Source organism: Lacinutrix sp. MEBiC02595 (assembly GCF_053601555.1).
This window is the reverse complement of sequence record NZ_JBSHNU010000217.1, coordinates 367,007-388,790: the sequence shown is the minus strand read 5'-3', so window position 1 is coordinate 388,790 and position 21,784 is coordinate 367,007. Positions and strand designations below refer to the sequence as shown.

The following is a 21,784-nucleotide window of genomic DNA, read 5'->3' as shown; positions in this document are numbered from 1 at the left end:
CTTTCTAACTGTTTAATAATCAAAATTCATGCTAAATAAAAGCATTAAATTCTTAATAGAGAATAAACTCGTAGCCGTTTTATTACTCGTCCTTTTTATAGGATGGGGAACTGTAAATGCACCTTTTAATTGGGAAACTGGCTTTTTGCCAAGTGATCCAGTAGCTGTAGATGCTATTCCCGATATTGGTGAAAACCAGCAAATCGTTTTTACAAAATGGGAAGGTCGTTCGCCACAAGATATCGAAGACCAAATTACCTATCCACTAACCACTTCCCTACTCGGTATTCCTGGTGTTAAAACCATTCGTAGTTCTTCTATGTTTGGTTTCTCTAGTATCTATATTATTTTTGAGGAAGACATCGAATTTTATTGGAGCCGAAGTCGGATTTTAGAAAAATTAAACTCCCTACCAAATAATGTATTACCAGATGGTATTAATCCTGCTTTGGGTCCAGATGCTACCGGTTTAGGTCAGGTATATTGGTACACCTTAGAAGGTCGCGATGAAAACGGAAAAGTAACTGGTGGCTGGGATTTACAAGAGTTACGTAGCATTCAAGATTACTACGTAAAATATGCATTATCTTCTGCAAGTGGTGTTTCCGAAGTAGCTTCTATTGGTGGTTATGTGCAAGAATATCAAATAGATGTGAACCCAGAGTTAATGCGTCAATATAATATTGGTTTAAACCAAGTGGTAAAGGCAGTTAAAAGTAGTAATCAAGATATTGGTGCGCAAACGTTAGAAATCAATCAAGCCGAATATTTAGTTCGTGGTTTAGGCTATGTAAAATCGGTTGCAGATATTGAAAATGCCGTAGTAACTTCCGAAGAGTATACAGCCATCAAGATTAAAGACATTGCTAAAGTATCTTTAGGTCCTGCTGCACGTCGTGGTTTATTAGATAAAGAAGGTGCCGAAGTGGTTGGTGGTGTTGTAGTTGCTAGATATGGCGCCAATCCAATGGAAGTAATTACCAATGTAAAAGCGAAAATTGATGAGCTAAAAGGTGGTTTGCCTACTAAAGTTTTAGCAGATGGAAGAACCTCACAACTAACAGTGGTTCCTTTTTATGATCGTTCCGAACTTATTGTAGAAACCTTAGACACACTTAGTGAAGCATTAACGCTAGAAATACTAATTACTATTTTGGTGATTATTATAATGGTGTTTAATTTAAGAGCATCCCTTTTAATTTCCGGATTATTACCAGTTGCGATTTTAATGGTTTTTGTAACGATGAAACTATTTCATGTCGATGCAAATATTGTAGCACTTTCAGGTATTGCCATAGCTATTGGAACTATGGTGGATGTTGGCGTCATACTTGCCGAAAATATGATTCGCCATCTGGATGAGCAAAAATTAAGATTTCGTGAAGATGGTACCGCGTATACTATTAACGAAATTGTTTATAACGCTACTGCGGAAGTATCTGGTGCAATTTTAACAGCCGTTTTAACTACCATAATAAGTTTTGTACCTGTTTTTACAATGATTGGTGCCGAAGGAAAACTATTTAGACCTTTAGCATTTACAAAAACTATGGCTTTATCGGCATCCTTGGTAATTGCTTTATTTATAATTCCGCCATTAGCCGCTTTTTTATTCCGAAAAACAGTACTTAAAAACACCTTTAGATATTTCTTAAATACCGCAATAATAGTTGCCGGAATTGCAGTAATCCTATCTGGTTATTGGTTAGGAACCATTTTAATTGCTTTCGGAATTACAGGTTTACTGATTGTTTTGGGTAAAATAGATGCTAAAAAAGGAAACTTGATTAACATCATTATTTCTTCAGCAGCCATTGTATTTCTACTTGCCGAATATTGGAGACCCTTAGGTTTTGATCGTAGTATTCTAATCAATTTAGTTTTTGTGGCTATTATTTGCTTCGGAATTTTAGGAATCTTCTCCGTTTTAAGAATCTATTACGGAAGCATTTTAAAATGGGCTTTGGCAAACAAAATGCTATTTCTAATTATTCCTGCTACCGTTCTTGTTTCTGGAGTTTGGATTATGAACAACACAGGAAAAGAGTTCATGCCTTCTTTAAATGAGGGATCATTTCTATTAATGCCTACTTCGCTACCGCATGCGGGTGTAGAAGAAAATAAACGGGTATTACAGCAATTAGATATGGCAGTTGCTACCATTCCAGAAATTGAAATGGTAGTAGGAAAAGCTGGTAGAACAGAATCTGCGTTAGATCCTGCGCCTTTATCAATGTACGAAAATATGATTCAGTATAAATCCGAATATATGCGTAATGCCGAAGGAAAAAGGCAACGTTATAAAGTGAATGCCGATGGCTTGTTTATATTGAAAAACGGACAATTGGCGACTGATGGTAGTGAAAGATTAAATAGAATGTCAGATCGAGTATCACGAGGTACGAGTGATGTATCGAGATCCTATACTTCTCGAAATAATTCGGATGAAAAATCAGAATCACTCGAAGTGACAACCACAGTTTCAAATTCCCAGCTAATTGAAGATAACGATGGTGAATTCTACCGTAACTGGCGACCAGAAATTAAGAATCCAGATGATATTTGGAAAGAAATAATAAAAGTCACCAAATTACCAGGTGTAACTTCTGCTCCAAAATTACAACCTATTGAAACTCGATTGGTAATGTTACAAACAGGAATGCGGGCTCCGATGGGAATAAAAGTAAAAGGACAAGATTTAAAACAAATCGAAGCTTTCGGGTTGGAATTGGAAAACCTTTTAAAACAAGCAGAAGGTGTTAAAGTCGAAGCCGTTTTTGCCGATAGAATTGTTGGTAAACCGTATTTGCTAATTGATATCGATAGAGAAAAAATTGCACGTTACGGAATTTCTATTGAAGATGTGCAAAGTGTACTGAAAGTGGCTATTGGAGGAATGGCACTAACCCAAACCGTGGAAGGGCGAGAGCGTTATGCCGTTCGTGTTCGATATCCAAGAGAATTACGTGGTAATCCAGAAGATATAAAAGACATATATATTCCTGTTGAAAAAGGAAGTCCGGTTCCGTTAAGCGAATTGGCAACGATTCGGTATGAAAAAGGTCCACAAGTTATTAAAAGTGAAGATACCTTTTTAGTCGGTTATGTGTTGTTTGATAAAATCGATGGTTTTGCAGAAGTGAATGTGGTAGAAAATGCACAAGCTTTATTTCAACAAAAAATAGATTCTGGAGAGTTAATTGTTCCTAAAGGAATCAGTTATAAATTCACAGGAACGTATGAAAATCAGTTACGTGCGGAAAAAACACTTGCTGTTGTTGTTCCGTTGGCATTAGCCATCATCCTTCTAATTCTTTATTTTCAATTTAAATCGGTAACCACTTCATTAATGGTATTTACCGGAATTGCGGTTGCATTTGCAGGTGGTTTTATTATGATTTGGTTATACGGACAAAATTGGTTCTTTAATTTCAGTCTCTTCGGTGAGAATATGAGAGACCTCTTCAATATGAAAACCATCAATTTAAGTGTCGCGGTTTGGGTCGGTTTTATAGCATTATTCGGAATTGCTACCGATGACGGCGTGGTGATGGCCACGTACCTCAAACAAACTTTTGATCGTGAAAAACCAACGGATAAAAGGAGTATTAGAGCTTCCGCTTTAGAAGCTGCCAAAAAACGTATTCGTCCATGTTTAATGACCACAGTAACGACTATTCTTGCATTGCTACCTGTATTAACTTCTACAGGAAAAGGAAGTGATATTATGATTCCGATGGCTATTCCAATATTTGGAGGAATGGTAATTGACGTTACCTCCTACTTTATCGTTCCCGTTTTATATAGCTGGAGAGAGGAAATGAAATTAAAAAGTGAAAAGAGAAAAGTGAAAAGTGAAAAGTGAAAAGTGAAAAACTAAAAGTTTAAAATCATGAGTAAAAGTATTTTAAAAGATAAAAGTTATGCCTTTGCTATTTTAATTGTGAAATTATCGCAATTACTAGTTACAGAAAAAAAGGAATATATTTTGAGTAAACAACTTTTAAGAAGTGGAACTGCAATTGGAGCATTAATTCGTGAAGCTGAATTTGCTCAAAGAAAAAAAGATTTCATAAATAAAATGAGCATTTCGCTTAAAGAAGCAAATGAGACGTTGTATTGGATCGATTTATTAAAAGACACAAATTATATGGATAAAGATCAATACCAAGTTCATAATGAATTAAACAAAAAACTGGTGGCTATGTTAGTAAGTTCTATAAAAACAGCAAAATCTAAATTATAATGGGAAATCTTTTAAAAAAAGTACTGATTTTAATATCCTCACCTTTCGACTTTCATTTAAAAAGGATAGCTATTTTTAGTTTTTCACTTTTCACTTTTCACTTTATGAATGGTCAAGAATTAGAAACTTATATTAATGAAGCTTTAGAAAATAGTCCAGAAATCAAGAAATATGAATTGCGCTATGGTATTGCTTCCGAAAAAGTAAAAGAAGTAAATAACATTCCTAATACGGAATTTAGTGTAGGTTATTTTGTGACCACACCAGAGACTCGTGTTGGTGCACAACGTGCTCGATTTTCGGTAAAACAAATGTTACCTTGGTTTGGAACCATAACCGCAAGGGAAAATTACGCATCCTCTATGGCAGATACAGAGTACGTGGAGGTCACCATTGCAAAGCGAAAATTGGTACTTGCTGTTTCCCAATTATATTATCAGCTTTATGAAATTAAAGCTAAAAAGGAAGTGATTTCTAGCACTATAGATTTGTTAAAAACCTACGAGCAACTTGCATTAACTTCTGTAGAAGTTGGTAAGGCATCTGTTGTAGACGTGCTTCGATTACAAATAAGACAAAATGAATTACAACAAGAAAATGAAGTCTTAACGCAACAATCAAAAGGTTTTCAGGCGGCTTTGAATAGTTTATTGAATCGTAAATATGATTTAGAAGTACCCGTTGTAGCAGCTTTAGAAATACCTAAAGAAGATTTTCAACTAGAATTGGAGACGATTTCCTTAAATCCGGAACTTTTAAAATATGACAAGTTATATGAATCGGTAGCGCAATCAGAACTGCTTAACCAGCGAGAAGCTATGCCAATGTTTGGCTTTGGGTTGGATTATATTCCTGTTTCCGAACGAACAGATATGAACCTAATAGATAACGGAAAAGATGTTGTAATGCCAATGGTTTCCATTTCTATTCCAATTTTTAATAAGAAATATAAATCGGTTTCTAAACAAAATGAACTCCGCAAACAGGAAATCCAATTTCAAAAAGTAGAGCGGCTAAATATATTGCAGGCTAACTTATCCAAAGCCATTTCTCAACGTAACCAGTCGCGAATTAAATTCGACATACAAGCTAAAAATTTAAAGCAAGCGAAAGATGCGGAAACTATTTTAGTAAAAAGCTATGAAACAGGAACGATTGATTTTAACGATGTTTTAGACATTCAAGAATTACAATTGAAGTTTGAGATGAATCAAAAAGAATCCATTAAAACATATTACGTACAATCCACAATTATTAATTATCTAACTCAAAAATAATGAAACATACCTATCACATACATGGAATGACTTGCAACGGTTGTCGCGGTCATGTTGAAGAAACCCTTTCTAAAGTAAAAGGTGTTTCTAAAGCTTCAGTAGATTTAGAAAAAGCAGAAGCTACCATAGAAATGGAAGCTCATATCCCTTTAGAACAATTTCAAGAAGCTCTAAAAAAGGATGGTGGACGATATAGCATTCACAAATTAGGAGAACATCACCAGCATACAGAAGTTAAAAAAGACGTGCAACCAAAAGGAAATGGCAGCGGGACGTTCTATTGCCCAATGCATTGTGAAGGTGATAAAACTTACGATAAGCCTGGTGATTGTCCGGTTTGTGGAATGGATTTAGTAGAAGAGCAAAATCTATCTATCCATACTGCAGAGCAATGGACTTGCCCAATGCATCCAGAAATTATAAAAGATGAGCCAGGCTCCTGCCCTATTTGCGGTATGGATTTAGTACCCATGAAACCAGATATTTCCGCAGAAGAGAAAACCTATAAAAAGCTCTTAAAAAAGTTCTGGATTGCAGTGGTATTCACAGTGCCTATATTTTTAATTGCCATGAGTGAAATGATTCCAAACAATCCATTATATACTATTATGGAACAGAAACAATGGAATTGGATTCAGTTTGCACTATCGATTCCTGTAGTGTTTTATGCCACTTGGATGTTTTTTGAACGTGCCTATCGAAGTATCAAAACATGGAATCTCAATATGTTTACACTTATCGGAATTGGTGCAGGTGTATCTTGGCTATTTTCGGTATTCGGAATGTTCTTCCCAGACATTTTTCCAAGTCAATTTAAAACAGCTTCTGGTGCCGTACATGTGTATTTTGAAGCGGCAACGGTAATTCTAACATTGGTGCTTTTAGGACAACTTTTAGAAGCGCGTGCGCATAGTAAAACCAATTCCGCAGTAAAAGAGTTACTAAAATTAGCACCCAATAAAGCAACCAAAATAGTAAATGGCGAAGCTATGGAAGTGCCTATCGATAAGATTGCTTTACACGATATTCTAAAAGTAAAACCTGGAGATAAGATTCCTGTAGATGGTGTTATTACAGAAGGAAACACCACTATTGACGAATCTATGATTTCTGGAGAACCCCTTCCTGTAGACCGATTCGAAGGCGATAAAGTAAGCGGTGGTACCATCAATGGAAATCAAACTTTTTTAATGAAAGCTGAAAAAATTGGTAGCGATACACTACTCTCTCAAATTATTCAAATGGTGAATGATGCTAGTAGAAGTCGCGCGCCAATTCAGAACTTAGCAGATAAAGTTTCTGGTTATTTTGTGCCTGTTGTGGTTCTTATTTCTTTAATCACTTTTGCAATCTGGACTATTTGGGGACCAGAACCTGTTTATGTATATGCCTTTGTCAATGCCATTGCCGTATTAATTATTGCTTGTCCGTGTGCACTAGGTTTAGCGACGCCAATGTCTATAATGGTTGGTGTTGGTAAAGGTGCTCAAAATGGTGTCTTGGTAAAAAATGCAGAAGCATTGGAAAGAATGGCCAAAGTAGATACTTTAATTATTGATAAAACGGGAACCATTACCGAAGGAAAACCAACCGTAGAAAAAGCAGCTGCATTTAATACCGTTTTAACGGATAAAGAAGTGCTGCAATACATTGTGTCTTTAAATATAAATAGTGAACATCCTTTAGCCGAAGCCACCGTAAAATATGGTAAAGAGCAAAATAGCGAAGTATTAAAATCAGAAGGCTTTAGTGCTGTTACAGGAAAAGGTGTGGAAGCTACGATAAACAATAAAAAAGTAGCCTTAGGAAATCCTAAAATGATGGATTATGTCCATGCTGAAATTACTTCAAAAATGGAGGGAGAAGTGAAAACCTATCAAAAACAAGGGAAGACCGTTTCCTATGTATCCATAGACAAAACAGTAGTTGGTTATGTGGTTATTGGAGACAAAATAAAAACAACTAGCGCAAAAGCGATTAAGGCACTTCAAGATAAAGGAATTGCAGTAATAATGCTTACAGGTGATAATCACGATACCGCACAAGCTGTTGCTTCGGAACTGCATCTTGCGGACTTTAAAGCAAGTATGTTACCAGAAAATAAACTACAAGAAGTAGAGAAGTTACAACAACAAGGAAAAGTTGTAGCTATGGCTGGTGACGGCATTAATGATGCTCCGGCATTGGCGAAAAGTGATGTTGGTATCGCGATGGGAACAGGAACAGATGTAGCCATTGAAAGTGCGATGATCACTTTAGTAAAAGGCGATTTACACGGTATTGTAAAAGCGCAACATTTAAGCGTTGCAGTAATGAAAAATATTAAACAGAATCTGTTTTTTGCATTGATTTATAACACGATCGGAATACCAATTGCAGCAGGTGTTTTATTTCCTGTTTTCGGAATCTTATTATCCCCAATGATCGCAGCTTTAGCCATGAGTTTTAGTTCGGTTTCGGTGATTGCAAATGCATTGCGATTAAGAAATATTAAAATATAGTATAATGAAAAATAATAAGATAATTAACCTGCAAGGTATTGCTGACAGAGGAAGCTTCCTGGTAGGTTTTAAAAACATAGAAACTTATGAAAAAGTATAGTATTTATATAGGTTTGATTATAGTTGGATTAATTTTAGGATGGTTCCTTTTTGGAGGTGCATCAAATACAGAAGAAATACACAAGCACGATACTGTAGCAGAAACAAACCAAATGTGGACCTGTTCCATGCATCCACAAATTATGAAAACGGAACCTGGCGATTGTCCTATTTGCGGGATGGATTTAATTCCTGTAGAAAATAATTCGGATGGTTTATTAGCGGATCAATTCCAACTTTCAGAAAATGCAATGGCATTGGCAAACATACAAACCTCTATGGTTGGTGCAAGTAATACCAATACGGATTCCGGTATCATTTTATCTGGAAAAATCACGGAGAATGAAAATGAAACAGCTACCATGCCGGCTCATTTTGATGGAAGAATAGAAAAACTATATGTGAATTCGTTAGGGGAACGTGTTAAAAAAGGACAGGCGATTGCTCAAATATATTCACCAGCACTTATTGCGGCACAACAAGAATTAATTACCACCTATAAGTTAAAAGCATCGCAACCACAATTGTATAATGCGGTTAAAAATAAATTTAAAAACTGGATGATTCACGGATCACAATTGGATGAAGTGGAACAGACAGGTCAAGTAAAAAGAAGTTTTACAATTTACTCACATGTATCTGGTGTGGTGACCGAAATTGCCATAAATGAAGGTTCGCATATTATGGATGGAAAACCCATTTTTAAAGTCTCCAACCTAAACACGGTTTGGGCAAATTTTGATGTGTATGAAAATCAAATCAGCCAATTTAAAAAAGGGCAAGCTGTTGTAATAACAACCAATGCGTATCCAGATAAAACATTCCAAGGGAAAGTAGATTTTATAGATCCTATTTTAGATATGAAAACTCGAACGGTAAAATTAAGAGTAGTCCTTAATAATAAAGAAGATCTATTTAAACCTGGAATGTTTGTGGAAGGAAAAATAAAAGGAATCGCTTCTTCCAGTAAAGAACACGAATTATCAATTCCAGCTTCTGCTGTTTTATGGACCGGAAAGCGTTCGGTAGTATATGTAAAAACTAATCCTACAGCACCTGTTTTTGAAATGCGTGAAATCACATTAGGGAATCGAATAGGTAGTAATTATATCGTTTTAGAAGGTTTGCAAAAGGAAGATGAAATTGTAACCAACGGGACTTTTACCGTAGACGCAGCGGCACAATTACAAGGTAAGAAATCGATGATGAATACATCCAATACAGCAGCATCTAAACCAGCTATGGAACTTATGAAAATGACATTCCCTACCCATTTTCAAAAAGAGTTTAAAGAAATACTTCCTATGTACCTAAAGATGAAAGATGCCTTTATTGAAAGTAATGGGAATACGGTTTCTGATTTTGCAGGTACTATGCATCAGAAAGCACAAAATTTCGATGTAACTGGTTTAGGGAAAATGGAATTAGGACATTTTAATAAAACGCTATCTATGCTAAAAGCGATTTCCGAAACTAAAGAAATAGAAAACCAACGGGAGCATTTTGTTATACTCAATGAAAATATAGTAGCAATAGTTATGAATATAGAGGATTTGAATACCACATTATATGTTCAAAAATGCCCAATGGCAAATAATAACAATGGTGCCATGTGGCTGAGTAATGAAAAAGATATCCGAAATCCGTATTACGGAGAGACAATGATGACCTGTGGAAGTGTCATTCAAGAAATCAAATAAATAATAACATTAAAAACGAATATAGGATGACTAGAATAAAGAAGTTAAATATTATAAGCGTTCTACTTGCTTTAACAGCAATAGCGATGCTTGGTATTGGTGTTATAATGAAAATTCCAGCTCCAGCTTTAACGGGTGTCGGATTTCTATTAATAGTATGGGCTTTACAAGTAATTAAATAAATAACAAATACATAAATTTTTAAACAATGAAGAAAATAGTTTTAAGTCTAGCTGTAATAGCTACAATGGGTTTAACAAGTTGTAAAAACGAAACCAAACAGGAAACAGAAACAGCAACTACCGAAGTATCCAAGGAAATGGCTATGGCCGATATTTCTTTTGGTGTACGCGGAAACTGTGGTATGTGTAAAAGTACGATCGAAAAAGCCGCAAATGCTGTTGCTGGTGTATCTAAAGCAACTTGGGATGTAGATAAAAAGAAAATGAATGTTTCTTTTGATGATACTAAAACTGATGCCATGGCTATTCATAATGCCGTTGCAGCTTCTGGTTATGATACCGATAAAGTTCTAGGAAGTGAAAAAGCCTATGAGAATTTACCGGATTGTTGTAAATATGATCATGAAATGAAAATGAATTCATCTGGAGCTCCGACAGAATAAAACCTTTCACATCCAAATCATAAAGCCAAAAAAGCCTATTAAAAACAAGTATTTTTAATAGGTTTTTTTTAATAATAGAAAGAATACCAATCCTATTTTCTCTTTAGTTAAGGCTTTAATAGAAGAAGTTTTATAAGAAACGTCTACTGTTTGCTTGGTATATAATTTTAATTCAAGATCATATCGGCAGCTTTCTCACCAATCATAATCACTGGAGCATTTGTGTTTCCAGAGGTAATTGCTGGCATTATAGATGCATCTGCTACTCGTAATCCTTTTATTCCATGTACTTTTAGTTCTGGATCAACAACTGCCAAACTATCGATTCCCATCTTACAAGTACCAACCATATGATGGTATGTGGCGCAAGATTTTCTAATATAATCAAGAACTTCTTCTTTGGTTTTATCTTTACCTGGATACACTTCTTCTTTTGTCCATGCTTTCATTGCTTCCGTGTAACCCATTTTCTGACATATTTTAACCGCTTCATACATGGCATCTACATCGGCTTGCTCTCCTAAATAATTTGGATCTAAATGTAATTCGTCATCAGGTTTGGATGACTTTAGTTTTATTTCTCCTCTACTTACAGGTCTAATGATACCTGCGCAAAATGTGAATGCATTTTCCGGACCTTCAAAACCAGGACTGTAATACGGTAATGCCATAAAAAGTGGTTGTAAATCTGGAACTAACATATCTGGCCGACTTTTCCAGAATAACTGCGCTTCTAAAAGGTTTGCTTGCGGTGGTGGTATTTGCTGTTTTGCTTCGAATATAACACTTGTCAATAGGTGATCATGTAAATTTTGTCCAACACCTGGAAGGTTTTTCACAATATCAATACCTAGTTTTTCTAAATCTTCAGCATTTCCTATACCAGAAAGCATTAATAACTGTGGAGAACCAATTGCCCCTGCAGATACAATAACTTCTTTTGTGCTATGTGCCGTAATTAGTTGGTCTACTTTTTTATAACGAACGCCAATACAAGTCTCACCATCAAAAATTAAATTTTGTGCTTGCGCATTGGTAACCACTGTTAAATTTTCGCGAGACAAAATAGGTACTAAGAAAGCTTTTGCTGTAGAACAACGTTCTCCTTCTGGAGTTACGGTTAAATCGTTTAAACCAGCACCCCAAATGTTAGCATTGAAATCGTCTGTTTTAGGAAAACCTAATTCTTCACATGCGGCAATAGCAACATGCGATATCGGGCTTGGTTTTTTTATAGGAGTGACATGCAGTGGTCCCTGATCCCCATGATATTTATTCGCTCCTTTTTCAAAATTTTCTGATTTTTTAAAATAAGGAAGCACGCTTTCATAATCCCAACCTTGGCATCCTTGATACGCCCAATTATCGTAATCGGTGTGGTGTCCTCTAATATAAATCATACCATTAATACTGCTACTACCACCAAGTGTTTTTCCTCTAGGCCAATAACGAGGCGTATTTCCAGCATTTTTTTGAGGTATGGTCATATATGCCCAATCTCTTTTGGTTTGCCAAGTAGCTGGCCAACCCGATGGAGAATGAATATTGGGATCATTATCTGGACTTCCTGCTTCTAATAATAAGACAGTATGATTCGGGTCTTCAGATAGTCGATTAGCCAATACACATCCCGCAGATCCTGCACCAACTATTATAAAATCATATTTCATATTTGCTTTAATTTAATTAATATTCGTTTCTTTTTCTTAGAAAATTTTCCCTGAATGCATACATGTAATACCACATGAATTTCTAGAATGACATGCCAATTACAAAGGGAGCTAAAAAGAGAGTTTTGTTTATTTCTATTGTAAAATTATCAATTATTTACAGCAAAAGTTTAAGTATAGTTCGTTTTAAATTAATTATAATGCGAATTATATAAATTTAACAGTATTTCATTGTTAAATTATAGTATTCTACGAAAATTATTAACTATAATTTATCAGAAATCTCATCCATTCTACAAAACCCTTCCAAAAGATAGCTCTTGTATACGAAATGGGAAAACATGGTTTTTACTTCGCTCCTGCGCGGTCTTTGTAGTATTGCTATGTTTTCGCAAATAGAAAGGTTGCATATATTTTGTAACCCCTTTTTACTAATATTTTGTTTTGTTTTGAAAATAATTTTAACATTTCTCGACATAATCAAGAACTAAATCCTACTTTTAACTAAATGAATCTAACCAAAACTTTTGTATATCTAGATTTTAGCAATTATTTTTGCACGGATGGGACTTTTCGCTTTGGTGATATTTTCCTTTAGAGCGGTAACCATTCGTCAAAATCAATTTAATATCAAGCAACATTAAAAAAATCCTATATATCATTTCGTTAAAAAAGCCTCCCTATAAATCGTATAGTAAAAAAATGAAAAAGGTAAAATGTCTGTGTTTTCTAATTGTTATAAGTATTACAAACTATAGTTTTTCGCAATTGGGCGATTTAGCTAAGATAGACTACACCATACTTCCTGCAGGAAATTCGAATGTAGAATATACCAGATCTAGAGCCTTATTTAACGTGCCTATAAAACTGAAAAACGAAAAAGAGTACTTGTTTTTAGGATTAGATTATAGTAATTTTAATTTAAGAATGGAAGGAGATGATCGTCCTTTTGATAAAGAGCAACTTAGCGATTTTCAGTCTTTGGATATTAATATAGGATACACCACAACATTAAAGAACGATTGGCGTTTAGGTGCAAGATTATCTCCTGGATTTAGTACCAATTTATCGGCTACAAGTCTATCTTTTGAAGATGTGATACTTTCCGGAGTGGTGGTATTTATAAAGAATAAAAAAGAAAGTGAAGACGTTAAGAAACCTTGGCGACTTATTATTGGCGCGTCCTATTCAGGAAATCGTGGTTTTCCGTATCCGCTACCTTTTATTAGTTATTACCGAAAATTTCATCCCAAATGGTCGTATAATGTTGGGATTCCTAAAACGAACCTACAATATCATATTTCTGCAAAACATCGCCTAAAAGCCTATGCAGATTTAGACGGATTTACAGCCAACTTACAACGTGGTGTGCTTGTAAATGATGCCGTGGTGGCCGAAAGCGTAAACATGTCTTTAATATTAAGCGGATTGCAATACGAGTTTCATTTCACAAAACACTTACAGTTTTATGCACGGACTTCCTATATTTTGAGTAATTCGGTGCATTTAAGAGATAAAAACAGAGACGATATTATAGATCTAGACAATTCGAATACGCTGTATTTACGAACTGGGATCCGGTTTAAGCTTTAATTGGTAATATTTTATCGGTTTGCTTGGATATGAAAATCTTATATCAAAACTCTGTTCTAATCCCATTAGTCTAATTGTATTAAGCAAATTCCATAGCAATTGGTAGTAAGACACATTCGCTTTCTAGTGGTGTCCCAAAGCACCTTGATCTGATCTACACCATCAACTATATATCAAAAAGACCATGAAAACGCTTTAAAAATCCCCTACTTTTTCATACCTTCATACTACTAAATAAAAAGTCATGAAACAGGTAATTATAGTATGTACGGCCTTATTTATAAGTAGCTTATCATTTGCACAATTTCAAGTTTCGGTGAGTTCTGGTTATGCCATAGGAAGTGCCGAGATGAAATTAGGAGAAAAAATCAATTCCTTAGAAACCGAAAACAGCTATGGTAGCTACGGGGAAGGTGCCAATTTTCAATTACGAGGAACTTATTTCTTCGGAGAATCTTTTGGTGCAGAAATAGGATTAGGTTATTTGCATGGTACCGATCAAACCGTATCTAAAGTGAATCTTCCAAATAGAGAAGTCGATGCCGTGGCTAGAGCGCGTGCTTTTGGCGCTTCTGCTTCTATGGTTTATCGATTTACCAATAATATTTACGGGCGTTTTGGTGCTTTAATAAAAGTTGGTGGTAAAACAGAAGCGGTGATCTATGATAAAACCGTGTTTTCACAAGATCAAGCAGATGCTTTTGGTGTGCCGTTAGGTTCGTATTCGGAAACTAATTATAAAGAAGATTTTCACGGACAATTTCCTTTAGGTTTTATTGCTGCGCTTGGTTATAAATACGATTTGAAGAACAACTTAAGCCTTTTTGTAGAAGCAGAATATTACGGGATTAGCTTAAAACGGAAAGATTCCGAGCTTTCCGAATTTAATACCGATATTGTTTTACCAGATGGCACCGTTGCGGTGGCTGGTTTTTATTCTTTAGATAATTTACCAGATGGTTATAATAAAGAAACTACCTATGTAGATAATCTGGATAATAGCAATACCGATGCGTCTAAAAAACTGTCTCAAAAAGTACCGTATTCTTCTTTCGGAATTAATTTTGGTATCACCTATACCTTTAATAAATCGGCTAAAAAGGAATAAGGCTTTTAGAACTTAACAGCGAATAGAAATCCTCTATTTTACTTCATTATCCGCCAAAACGTCTTGGTGGCGGTAATGGGATACGCACCGTTTCTTTAGGAACATTTGGAAATTTACCGGCTTCCCAATCTTTTTTCGCTTGTGCAATTAGTGCTTTGTTAGAAGCCACAAAATTCCATTCTATAAAGCGTTCTTCTGGTAAAGTATCGCCTCCAAAAATGTAAATTGTCGTGTTGGCTGCTATTTCAAAACTGCACAATGTACTGTCTTTTGCTACCAATAATTGTTTTGGTTGGTAGGTATGGCCGTCACTCGTGATACTTCCTTCTAAAATATATAATGCGCTTTCTCCAAATAAATGTTCGCCTATGTTTACGGTTTTCGCTTCCGCGGAATGGATTTCCAAAAAGTATAACGGACTGTACACAGGAACAGCAGATTTCTTGCCAAAAGCTGCTCCTGCTATTAACTTAAAATGCACCCCATTTACTTCCCAACTAGGGATTTCTTCGGCGGAAACATGGGTAAACGATGGTTTACATTGCTCTTCTTCTTTCGGTAAAGCGACCCAAATTTGTAAACCATGTAACATTTTATCCGAAGTTCTTAAACGCTCGGGAGTGCGCTCGGTATGCACAACGCCTTTTCCTGCAGTCATCCAATTTACGGCTCCAGCGGTGATTTCTACTTCGGTACCCAAACTATCGCGATGCATAATAGCACCTTCAAATAAAAAGGTTAAGGTAGATAAACCAATATGTGGATGCATGGCAATATCCATATTTTCTTTTTCATCCATGCAAACCGGTCCCATGTGATCGATAAATATAAAAGGACCAACCATACGCTTCTGTCGAAAAGGCAACAATCTCCCCACCAGAAAATTACCAATGTTGGCAGCGCGTTCTTCAATTATTAGTTTGGTATTGGACATGGTTTTATAGTTTATTATACTCTTTAAAACTAGGATCTACAAGCTTCTTCTTTTCGGGATGTTTTTGAATATAACTCAATATATAAGAACAATATGGCAGTACCATTTTGTTATGGTCTTCTGCATATTGCAAGGTTTTTTCTACCAAAGCGCCTGCAATACCGCGACCGTTTAAAGCCGGTTCTACTTCGGTATGCAATAATGCAACTTGGTTGTCTGTTTCTTTATAGGTTACAAAAGCAATGCTGTTATCGATTTCTATTTCGAAACGTTTCTTTTCTTCGTTTTTATACAGCGGTATGTTTGTAAAGTCTTCTCTCATTTTTTAAATATATAAAAAACAGCTCCAAAAAAGAACTGTTTTAAAGGTTTATTAATCTTCTAAATACCCGAATTTTCCAGTATTGAAATCTTGAAAAGCTTCCATTAATTCTGCTTCGGTATTCATTACAAATGGTCCGTGCGCAGCAATTGGCTCGTTAATCGGTTCACCACTTAATACCAATATTACAGCATCTTCAACTGCTTCGATACTAAAGGTTTCTCCATCGTTTTTAAACATTACAAAGTGATCTTGTGGTGCATCCACAATTTCATTCACTTTTGCTGCACCTTCTACCATTAAAATACTTGTAGTATAATGTTCTGGAAAAGACAATTGCGTCTTCCCTCCTTTTTTCAATTTCACATTAAACATATTAATTGGTGAAAAGGTAGATGCCGCACCTTTATTTCCTTGAAACTCTCCTGCAATTACTTCTACTTCTCCGGCAGCATCTGGTAAAGCTACTTTAGTTATTTCTGAATTAGAAATTGCTTGGTATTTTGGTGTGCTCATTTTGTCTTTAGCAGGAAGATTTACCCACAATTGTACCATTTGAAATTCCCCTCCTGTTTTGCTCCATTCGGTTTCATGAAATTCTTTATGTAAAACACCTGAAGCTGCAGTCATCCATTGTACATCGCCTTCCCCAATGATTCCACCTCCACCAGAACTATCATCATGTTGCACACGACCTTTATATGCAATAGTTACGGTTTCAAAACCTCTATGCGGATGTACGCCAACGCCTTTTGGTTTATCGGTTGCTGGGAAGTTGAATTTGGAATTATAATCCAACATAATAAATGGATCCATACGTTGCATGGTCGATGTTCCGGGAATAAAATTGTGTACTCTAAATCCGTCACCCACAAAATGTGGTGTTCCTGGTCTGGTTACTTTTTCTATATTTTTAGTTTTCATAATGTGTACTTTTATTTGATTACTGTAAAATTACAGGAAATCTAAAAGTTCTGCATTGACCTATGATAAGAAGTGCCTTTTTAGAAATTATAACTGTTTCTATATCACTTACGTGAAAAGTTTTCTGCTGCTAAAGCTTTACGCACACGACTTAAACTTTCTGGAGTAATCCCTAAATAGGAAGCAATCATCCATTGTGGCACACGAAGTAACATATCTGGATACATCCCGACAAATTCTAAATAGCGTATTCTTGCAGAAGCTCCTAATAACAAACTGATGCGTTTGTACAAATGCCGAATATGGTTTTGTAGTAAGTTTTCGTTTTGTTTTCTGAAATCCGGATTTATTTTCGCTACACGATTCACAAAATCTTCGTCTAACATTACGGTTAGCGTATCTTCAATGGCATCGATATAGTATGTAGAAGGTTCTTGAAAGAAGACGCTTCCGCGATCGCTAACAATCCAGTTTTCGGATGCGAATTGTAGAATGCTTTCTTTGCCTTCTTCATTTAAAGCATAAAAACGCAATACGCCTTGTTCTACAAAAAAGGAATGGGAACAGATTTCACCTTGCTGTAAAAGGAAATCGTTTTTAGAAACTTTCTTTGTTTTAATAAAAGGTGCTATTTGCGTGAATTCGCTTTCCGATAATCCGCATTTTTCTATAATATGTTTTTTAAAATTGGGTACCTTCATCATAGATATAAAGGTAAATAATTAGAATCTAAGAATTCCTATTTTACGTATTAATAGACATTGCTGTTCTTCTTTTTTTCCAGAAAGCACTTTCTTTCCAACGGTTTTCTAAAGCATATTGCGCTTCTAGTTTTTCCATATAGCCTTGAAAAGCATTTTCAAGCACATAAGTATAAGCTAGCAAGGCATCTTCTTTATTAGCAAAAACACTAGCAAGCGCATGTCCAGCATAATAACCAGATGCTAACGCAGAGGTAATTCCGTAAGAAGAAATAGGATCAAATGTATATGCGGCATCTCCTACTGCCATCCAACAATCCCCAAAGGTTTTAGCTAGTTTACTTGTTCCTGCAGGCATTATTTTTAAGTGCTCTAGATCCAGCACGGCAAAAGCTAATAACTTAGAAATATGCGCTGTATTCTTCAGTTCCGCTTCTATAAAAGCAATAGTGTTTTTCTTTTCTGGCAAGAAATCACGATCTGTAAAAAATAAAAGTATAATCTCGTTATCCTTTTGTGGCGCAACGTACCACCAACCATTTTCTGTAGCTTCTACTAGAATTTGATGTGGCATTGGAGCTTCCAAAGTTGCTTTACAAACCATTGCAAACTGGTTATCTAATTGCTGTTTTTTAATTCCTAATTGCTGACAAACGGATGCTTTTCTTCCTGTGGCATCCACAACGTATTTTGCAGAAAGGACTTGTGTTTCATTTTCATTTTGAATACTTACTTCAACTCCTATATTGGTTCGTTCTACTTTCCGAAACTTATAACCGGCCATAAAGGAACTTCCTTGGTTTATAACGTGCATTCGTAGTTGTTCTTCAAAGCGCAATCGATCCAATAAATAGCCATGGCCATAAATACCTGCGATAAATTCTTTTAATTCTAATGCCGAATTTCCCCAACAACTTTTATTACCATAATAAGGATGATGTTCCTTTGCTTCTACCAAATGTTGAATACCTAATTTTTTTAATAAGGGTTTTGCGTTTGGCGGAATTGCTTCTCCTAGCTTTCGTGTGGGGACTAAATTAGCCTCGACAATAACATGCGAAATCCCTCTTGCACCAAGTGTTAATGCTGTAGCAATTCCGGCAGGTCCTCCGCCTATAATAATAACATCGTATGTGTTTTTAACGTTCGCCACGATCTAATGTTCTTCTTTTTCTATTCGTTTTAGGTGCATCTTTACGTAATTCTGCAACTTTTTTCTGCGCGTGTTCTAAGTTTTCAGCCATAAGCGTTACGCCTACATCTGCTTTTAAATGCGGATCTACTACACTGTCTTTATCTCCTTCGGCATATACGACTTGCGCAAAGGTTGGATCCGGATCTTCCGCACTAAAATTTCGTCCCATTTCTACCCAAGAAACTTTGGGAAGAAAACCTTCGGTATTATTGGGGATCGGTTTATCCTGTTTGGTGATGATACCTAGTTCATGCCATTCATCAACCATATTGGTTAGTCGTTTTAAATGGTCAGCTTCAATATCTCGTAGCCAATCTTGGCGATAATCTAAATGTTTTAAACGTTGTGCAACGCCTACATTCCCTGCTTGCATACGCAAATAGCCATCTTCTGCTAACACCTGATTAGGTACTCGTGCAGCCCAGAAAGATGGTAATGGTAAATAGGTAGAAACAGTATATCCAGAAAGGCAACTTGCTTCATCGGTTTGCCATGGTACACCCATCCACCGGGTTAAAGATCCTGGACCGTTTGCAGAAAACGGACCGTTAGCAGCAGTGGCAACTTCTGGTGTTAAAATGGGACCATAATCTAAATGTATAGCTTTACCTTCCGGAAGCACATGTAAACGATATGGTTCTTTCCACATGTGAATAATTCGCATAGTCCATGTAAGTTCTATTCCGGGATGAAATGGTCCGCCTAAGCAATCCTCTAAAGGTGCTTGTTTTAATGCGTTTATTTGTTCGGAAAGCGATAGTTTTTCAAAAGGAACAAATGCTTTAGGAGTTCCTGATTTGAAATTACCCAGCATCCATTGTTGTAAACGCTGATATTGCGTTACGGTAATTGGTAAATCGTCTAATGCTATTTTTTCATAATCTCCAAAACCATCGCCATAAAATGGAGGTACTTTTGCTGGTGCCCAAGTTTTAGAATTCGGATCTCTAAACCATTCGAATACGCGATCTCTTGCAGATTTGGAGGTTTCACTCGGATTTGCTAATACCGCAACCAAATCGGGGTTTGAAAAATTGGAAGGTGAATTATGTCCGAACAGCATATTAAAACCTTGATTCACCCATTGTGTTTGACTCATACGTTCTAATATTGGGTAAATATCTCTGTAGAATTCTACACCATTTTGAGAAGGATTTGGATAGCCCATTTGCGTAATGAATAAATTTTGAACCACATCATTCATCGTTACCACACCATATAATCCTTGTCCGAAATTTGGTGGTGTCACCGCAATCATTGCTGGCGTAGCTTCATAGTCTACACCATTTATAGTAACGGTTGCTCGAATAACACCATCGCAAGTATCATCATGCCAACCATCATTATTTGCAAAAGTGGTAATAGGTAGATTATCATGGGATTGGGCATCGCCGTTTCCAGCGAAGAATAATAAACGACCAGCAGTATCGGTTTCTAAATGTCCTAACTTTACTGGTGTTCCGTAAAACGATCCATCATCAAAGTTGTGCTTGCCCTCTTTTATATTTTTACCACAAATAGATTTGGAACTAGGTTTTATTGCTAGTTTTTCTCGATCTGCTCCTTGTACATCGTTATTTCTTGGTTTTGCGGATTTAGAATAGGTACCCAAATCCATAGCATTCCTAAAATCATACCAAGCAGGTTTTACATTGGCAACTTCTGCTCGCCAAGTAATGGTAGCTTCATTTGCTGTAAGTTCTTGTATCGGTTTCCCATTAGCATCAAAAGCATAAATTCTAAAACGTGCTACTTCCTTTTTAATACGACCTAATGCATCTTTGAAACCTCCTTTTGGAACGGTAGATATTCCTGGTTGTTCTGCTGCTAAAAAGTGTTCCGGAGAGTTTCCTATTCTGGAAATTCCGATAGGTGGATAAATACTAACGTAACTTATTTCTGATGTTTTCATAATACAGGGTATGGATTCTATGTAAAGTTCTACAAATAAAACGAGGTCTACAATCCGTATTTATACCTGAATTTTGGAGTAAAATACTGTTATTGTGACTATTAAATAGAAAAAAAAATGATATATCCTATAAAAAAAGGTTCTACATGTTGCCATGAGAACCATTTTTGTTAGGTATAAAAGTGTAAAGCTATTCTGTTTTATAAGAAGAAATAGCCAATAGATACTTGTGCTACACCATTTCTGAATTTGCCAGTAGAACCATCGACATCATTGATATTAGATACTCCTAAGTTATAACGAGCGCCAAAATTTAAACCGTTTTCTAGTTTATACCCCAATCCGAAGTTCACTCCAAGATCTAATCCTTTAAAACTGCTTTTCACATCATCGCCATCATTTTTTGCAGAAAGTAAAAATCCTATTTGCGGACCAGCTTCGACACTAAAACCTTTGGTGATGTAGTATTTTCCCATTAAAGGGACATTCAAATAATTTAAATTCACTAGGTCGTCCTTGCCATTTCCAGTACTATATCCTTGCATAGAATACATGATTTCTGGTTGAAAGGAGAATTTTTCATTGATGTGCATTTCAGCCATAACTCCAAAATTAATTAGGCTTGTTACGCCGCTATCATCTCCATCATAATCGCCGTAAAGGTTCGCGTAATTAATGGCAAGTTTCGCACCGAATTCCATGTCTTGGGCATGTGCTTTTGTAAATCCGATAACGGAAATAACGGTAATAAGTAATAGTTTTTTCATGATTGAAAGTTTTTATTGTTCCTAACAAATGAAAAAAAAATAACTCCTTCTATTTTCCTTTTTATCATAGATTTAACGTTTTTAACCAACTTTAACAGCGTGTTAAAAAGTGCTGATTTCTAGTTGGTTAATTGCTTTGGCGCATTGATTTATCTACGCAAAATATATTTGTAGTTTCTTAAAATTCTTCCGATTTCATAAAATATAAAT

Annotated in this window: 17 protein-coding genes; 9 read left to right on the top strand and 8 right to left on the bottom strand. The window is 35.8% G+C overall.

Annotation, left to right across the window (positions count from 1 at the left end):
- The first annotated feature begins 28 nt into the window (after positions 1-28).
- The 7 genes from ACVCZW_RS09565 to ACVCZW_RS09535 all read left to right on the top strand — a co-directional run bounded on the left by ACVCZW_RS09565 (position 29) and on the right by ACVCZW_RS09535 (position 10,448).
- Entirely contained in the window at positions 29-3,865 is a 3,837-nt protein-coding gene (locus ACVCZW_RS09565) for an efflux RND transporter permease subunit (RefSeq protein WP_452232279.1), read from the top strand.
- A 27-nt stretch (positions 3,866-3,892) separates the two neighbouring features.
- A complete protein-coding gene (locus ACVCZW_RS09560) occupies positions 3,893-4,246 on the top strand; it encodes a four helix bundle protein (RefSeq protein WP_452232278.1) in 354 nt (117 codons plus the stop codon).
- Positions 4,246-5,523, top strand: a complete 1,278-nt coding sequence (locus ACVCZW_RS09555) for a TolC family protein (protein ID WP_452232277.1) — start codon at positions 4,246-4,248, stop codon at positions 5,521-5,523. Before ACVCZW_RS09560 ends, ACVCZW_RS09555 begins: the two co-directional genes overlap by 1 nt.
- Positions 5,523-8,024: a heavy metal translocating P-type ATPase gene (locus ACVCZW_RS09550; RefSeq protein ID WP_452232276.1), complete on the top strand. Its 2,502-nt coding sequence runs from the start codon at positions 5,523-5,525 to the stop codon at positions 8,022-8,024. The genes ACVCZW_RS09555 and ACVCZW_RS09550 overlap by 1 nt, the downstream gene beginning before the upstream one ends.
- 86 nt (positions 8,025-8,110) lie before the next feature.
- A complete protein-coding gene (locus ACVCZW_RS09545; protein ID WP_452232275.1) occupies positions 8,111-9,823 on the top strand; it encodes an efflux RND transporter periplasmic adaptor subunit in 1,713 nt (570 codons plus the stop codon).
- 26 nt (positions 9,824-9,849) lie between these two features.
- Complete coding sequence (locus ACVCZW_RS09540) at positions 9,850-10,005, top strand: hypothetical protein (protein WP_452229976.1); 156 nt, start codon at positions 9,850-9,852, stop codon at positions 10,003-10,005.
- Between the two features lie 26 nt (positions 10,006-10,031).
- Entirely contained in the window at positions 10,032-10,448 is a 417-nt protein-coding gene (locus tag ACVCZW_RS09535) for a heavy-metal-associated domain-containing protein (protein ID WP_452229975.1), read from the top strand.
- A gap of 167 nt (positions 10,449-10,615) precedes the next feature.
- Here ACVCZW_RS09535 and ACVCZW_RS09530 read toward each other — a convergent pair whose 3' ends face one another.
- Positions 10,616-12,118 carry a GMC family oxidoreductase gene (locus tag ACVCZW_RS09530; protein ID WP_452232274.1) on the bottom strand — a complete coding sequence of 501 codons (1,503 nt, stop codon included), beginning with the start codon at positions 12,116-12,118 and terminating at the stop codon, positions 10,616-10,618.
- Between the two features lie 702 nt (positions 12,119-12,820).
- On the opposite strand from ACVCZW_RS09530, the gene ACVCZW_RS09525 reads away from it, so the two are divergent.
- Positions 12,821-13,711 carry a DUF6268 family outer membrane beta-barrel protein gene (locus ACVCZW_RS09525; protein WP_452232273.1) on the top strand — a complete coding sequence of 297 codons (891 nt, stop codon included), beginning with the start codon at positions 12,821-12,823 and terminating at the stop codon, positions 13,709-13,711.
- Between the two features lie 244 nt (positions 13,712-13,955).
- Positions 13,956-14,819, top strand: coding sequence for an outer membrane beta-barrel protein (locus ACVCZW_RS09520; RefSeq protein ID WP_452232272.1), 864 nt, complete (start codon positions 13,956-13,958; stop codon positions 14,817-14,819).
- Positions 14,820-14,865: 46 nt separating this feature from the next.
- On the opposite strand, the gene ACVCZW_RS09515 is transcribed toward ACVCZW_RS09520, so the two are convergent.
- From ACVCZW_RS09515 to ACVCZW_RS09485, 7 genes are all read right to left on the bottom strand, one after another.
- A complete protein-coding gene (locus ACVCZW_RS09515; RefSeq protein WP_452232271.1) occupies positions 14,866-15,753 on the bottom strand; it encodes a pirin family protein in 888 nt (295 codons plus the stop codon).
- Positions 15,754-15,757: 4 nt separating this feature from the next.
- On the bottom strand, positions 15,758-16,075 hold the full coding sequence (locus ACVCZW_RS09510) for a GNAT family N-acetyltransferase (RefSeq protein WP_452232270.1): 318 nt from the start codon (positions 16,073-16,075) through the stop codon (positions 15,758-15,760).
- A gap of 51 nt (positions 16,076-16,126) precedes the next feature.
- On the bottom strand, positions 16,127-16,999 hold the full coding sequence (locus ACVCZW_RS09505) for a pirin family protein (RefSeq protein WP_452232269.1): 873 nt from the start codon (positions 16,997-16,999) through the stop codon (positions 16,127-16,129).
- A gap of 104 nt (positions 17,000-17,103) precedes the next feature.
- Entirely contained in the window at positions 17,104-17,703 is a 600-nt protein-coding gene (locus tag ACVCZW_RS09500; protein ID WP_452229968.1) for a Crp/Fnr family transcriptional regulator, read from the bottom strand.
- A gap of 40 nt (positions 17,704-17,743) precedes the next feature.
- Positions 17,744-18,853, bottom strand: a complete 1,110-nt coding sequence (locus ACVCZW_RS09495; RefSeq protein ID WP_452232268.1) for an NAD(P)/FAD-dependent oxidoreductase — start codon at positions 18,851-18,853, stop codon at positions 17,744-17,746.
- Positions 18,840-20,807: a LodA/GoxA family CTQ-dependent oxidase gene (locus ACVCZW_RS09490; protein WP_452232267.1), complete on the bottom strand. Its 1,968-nt coding sequence runs from the start codon at positions 20,805-20,807 to the stop codon at positions 18,840-18,842. Before ACVCZW_RS09490 ends, ACVCZW_RS09495 begins: the two co-directional genes overlap by 14 nt.
- A gap of 200 nt (positions 20,808-21,007) precedes the next feature.
- Positions 21,008-21,574, bottom strand: a complete 567-nt coding sequence (locus ACVCZW_RS09485) for a porin family protein (protein ID WP_452229965.1) — start codon at positions 21,572-21,574, stop codon at positions 21,008-21,010.
- Positions 21,575-21,784 lie beyond the last annotated feature (210 nt).

Bases quoted from the DNA above. Each gene is read 5' to 3' on its own strand.
- ACVCZW_RS09505 (WP_452232269.1), bottom strand. From the start codon at position 16,999: ATGAAAACTAAAAATATAGAAAAAGTAACCAGACCAGGAACACCACAT.
- ACVCZW_RS09550 (WP_452232276.1), top strand. From the start codon at position 5,523: ATGAAACATACCTATCACATACATGGAATGACTTGCAACGGTTGTCGC.
- ACVCZW_RS09565 (WP_452232279.1), top strand. From the start codon at position 29: ATGCTAAATAAAAGCATTAAATTCTTAATAGAGAATAAACTCGTAGCC.
- ACVCZW_RS09535 (WP_452229975.1), top strand. From the start codon at position 10,032: ATGAAGAAAATAGTTTTAAGTCTAGCTGTAATAGCTACAATGGGTTTA.
- ACVCZW_RS09490 (WP_452232267.1), bottom strand. From the start codon at position 20,807: ATGAAAACATCAGAAATAAGTTACGTTAGTATTTATCCACCTATCGGA.
- ACVCZW_RS09515 (WP_452232271.1), bottom strand. From the start codon at position 15,753: ATGTCCAATACCAAACTAATAATTGAAGAACGCGCTGCCAACATTGGT.
- ACVCZW_RS09500 (WP_452229968.1), bottom strand. From the start codon at position 17,703: ATGATGAAGGTACCCAATTTTAAAAAACATATTATAGAAAAATGCGGA.
- ACVCZW_RS09510 (WP_452232270.1), bottom strand. From the start codon at position 16,075: ATGAGAGAAGACTTTACAAACATACCGCTGTATAAAAACGAAGAAAAG.
- ACVCZW_RS09540 (WP_452229976.1), top strand. From the start codon at position 9,850: ATGACTAGAATAAAGAAGTTAAATATTATAAGCGTTCTACTTGCTTTA.
- ACVCZW_RS09545 (WP_452232275.1), top strand. From the start codon at position 8,111: ATGAAAAAGTATAGTATTTATATAGGTTTGATTATAGTTGGATTAATT.
- ACVCZW_RS09530 (WP_452232274.1), bottom strand. From the start codon at position 12,118: ATGAAATATGATTTTATAATAGTTGGTGCAGGATCTGCGGGATGTGTA.
- ACVCZW_RS09525 (WP_452232273.1), top strand. From the start codon at position 12,821: ATGAAAAAGGTAAAATGTCTGTGTTTTCTAATTGTTATAAGTATTACA.
- ACVCZW_RS09520 (WP_452232272.1), top strand. From the start codon at position 13,956: ATGAAACAGGTAATTATAGTATGTACGGCCTTATTTATAAGTAGCTTA.
- ACVCZW_RS09485 (WP_452229965.1), bottom strand. From the start codon at position 21,574: ATGAAAAAACTATTACTTATTACCGTTATTTCCGTTATCGGATTTACA.
- ACVCZW_RS09555 (WP_452232277.1), top strand. From the start codon at position 4,246: ATGGGAAATCTTTTAAAAAAAGTACTGATTTTAATATCCTCACCTTTC.
- ACVCZW_RS09560 (WP_452232278.1), top strand. From the start codon at position 3,893: ATGAGTAAAAGTATTTTAAAAGATAAAAGTTATGCCTTTGCTATTTTA.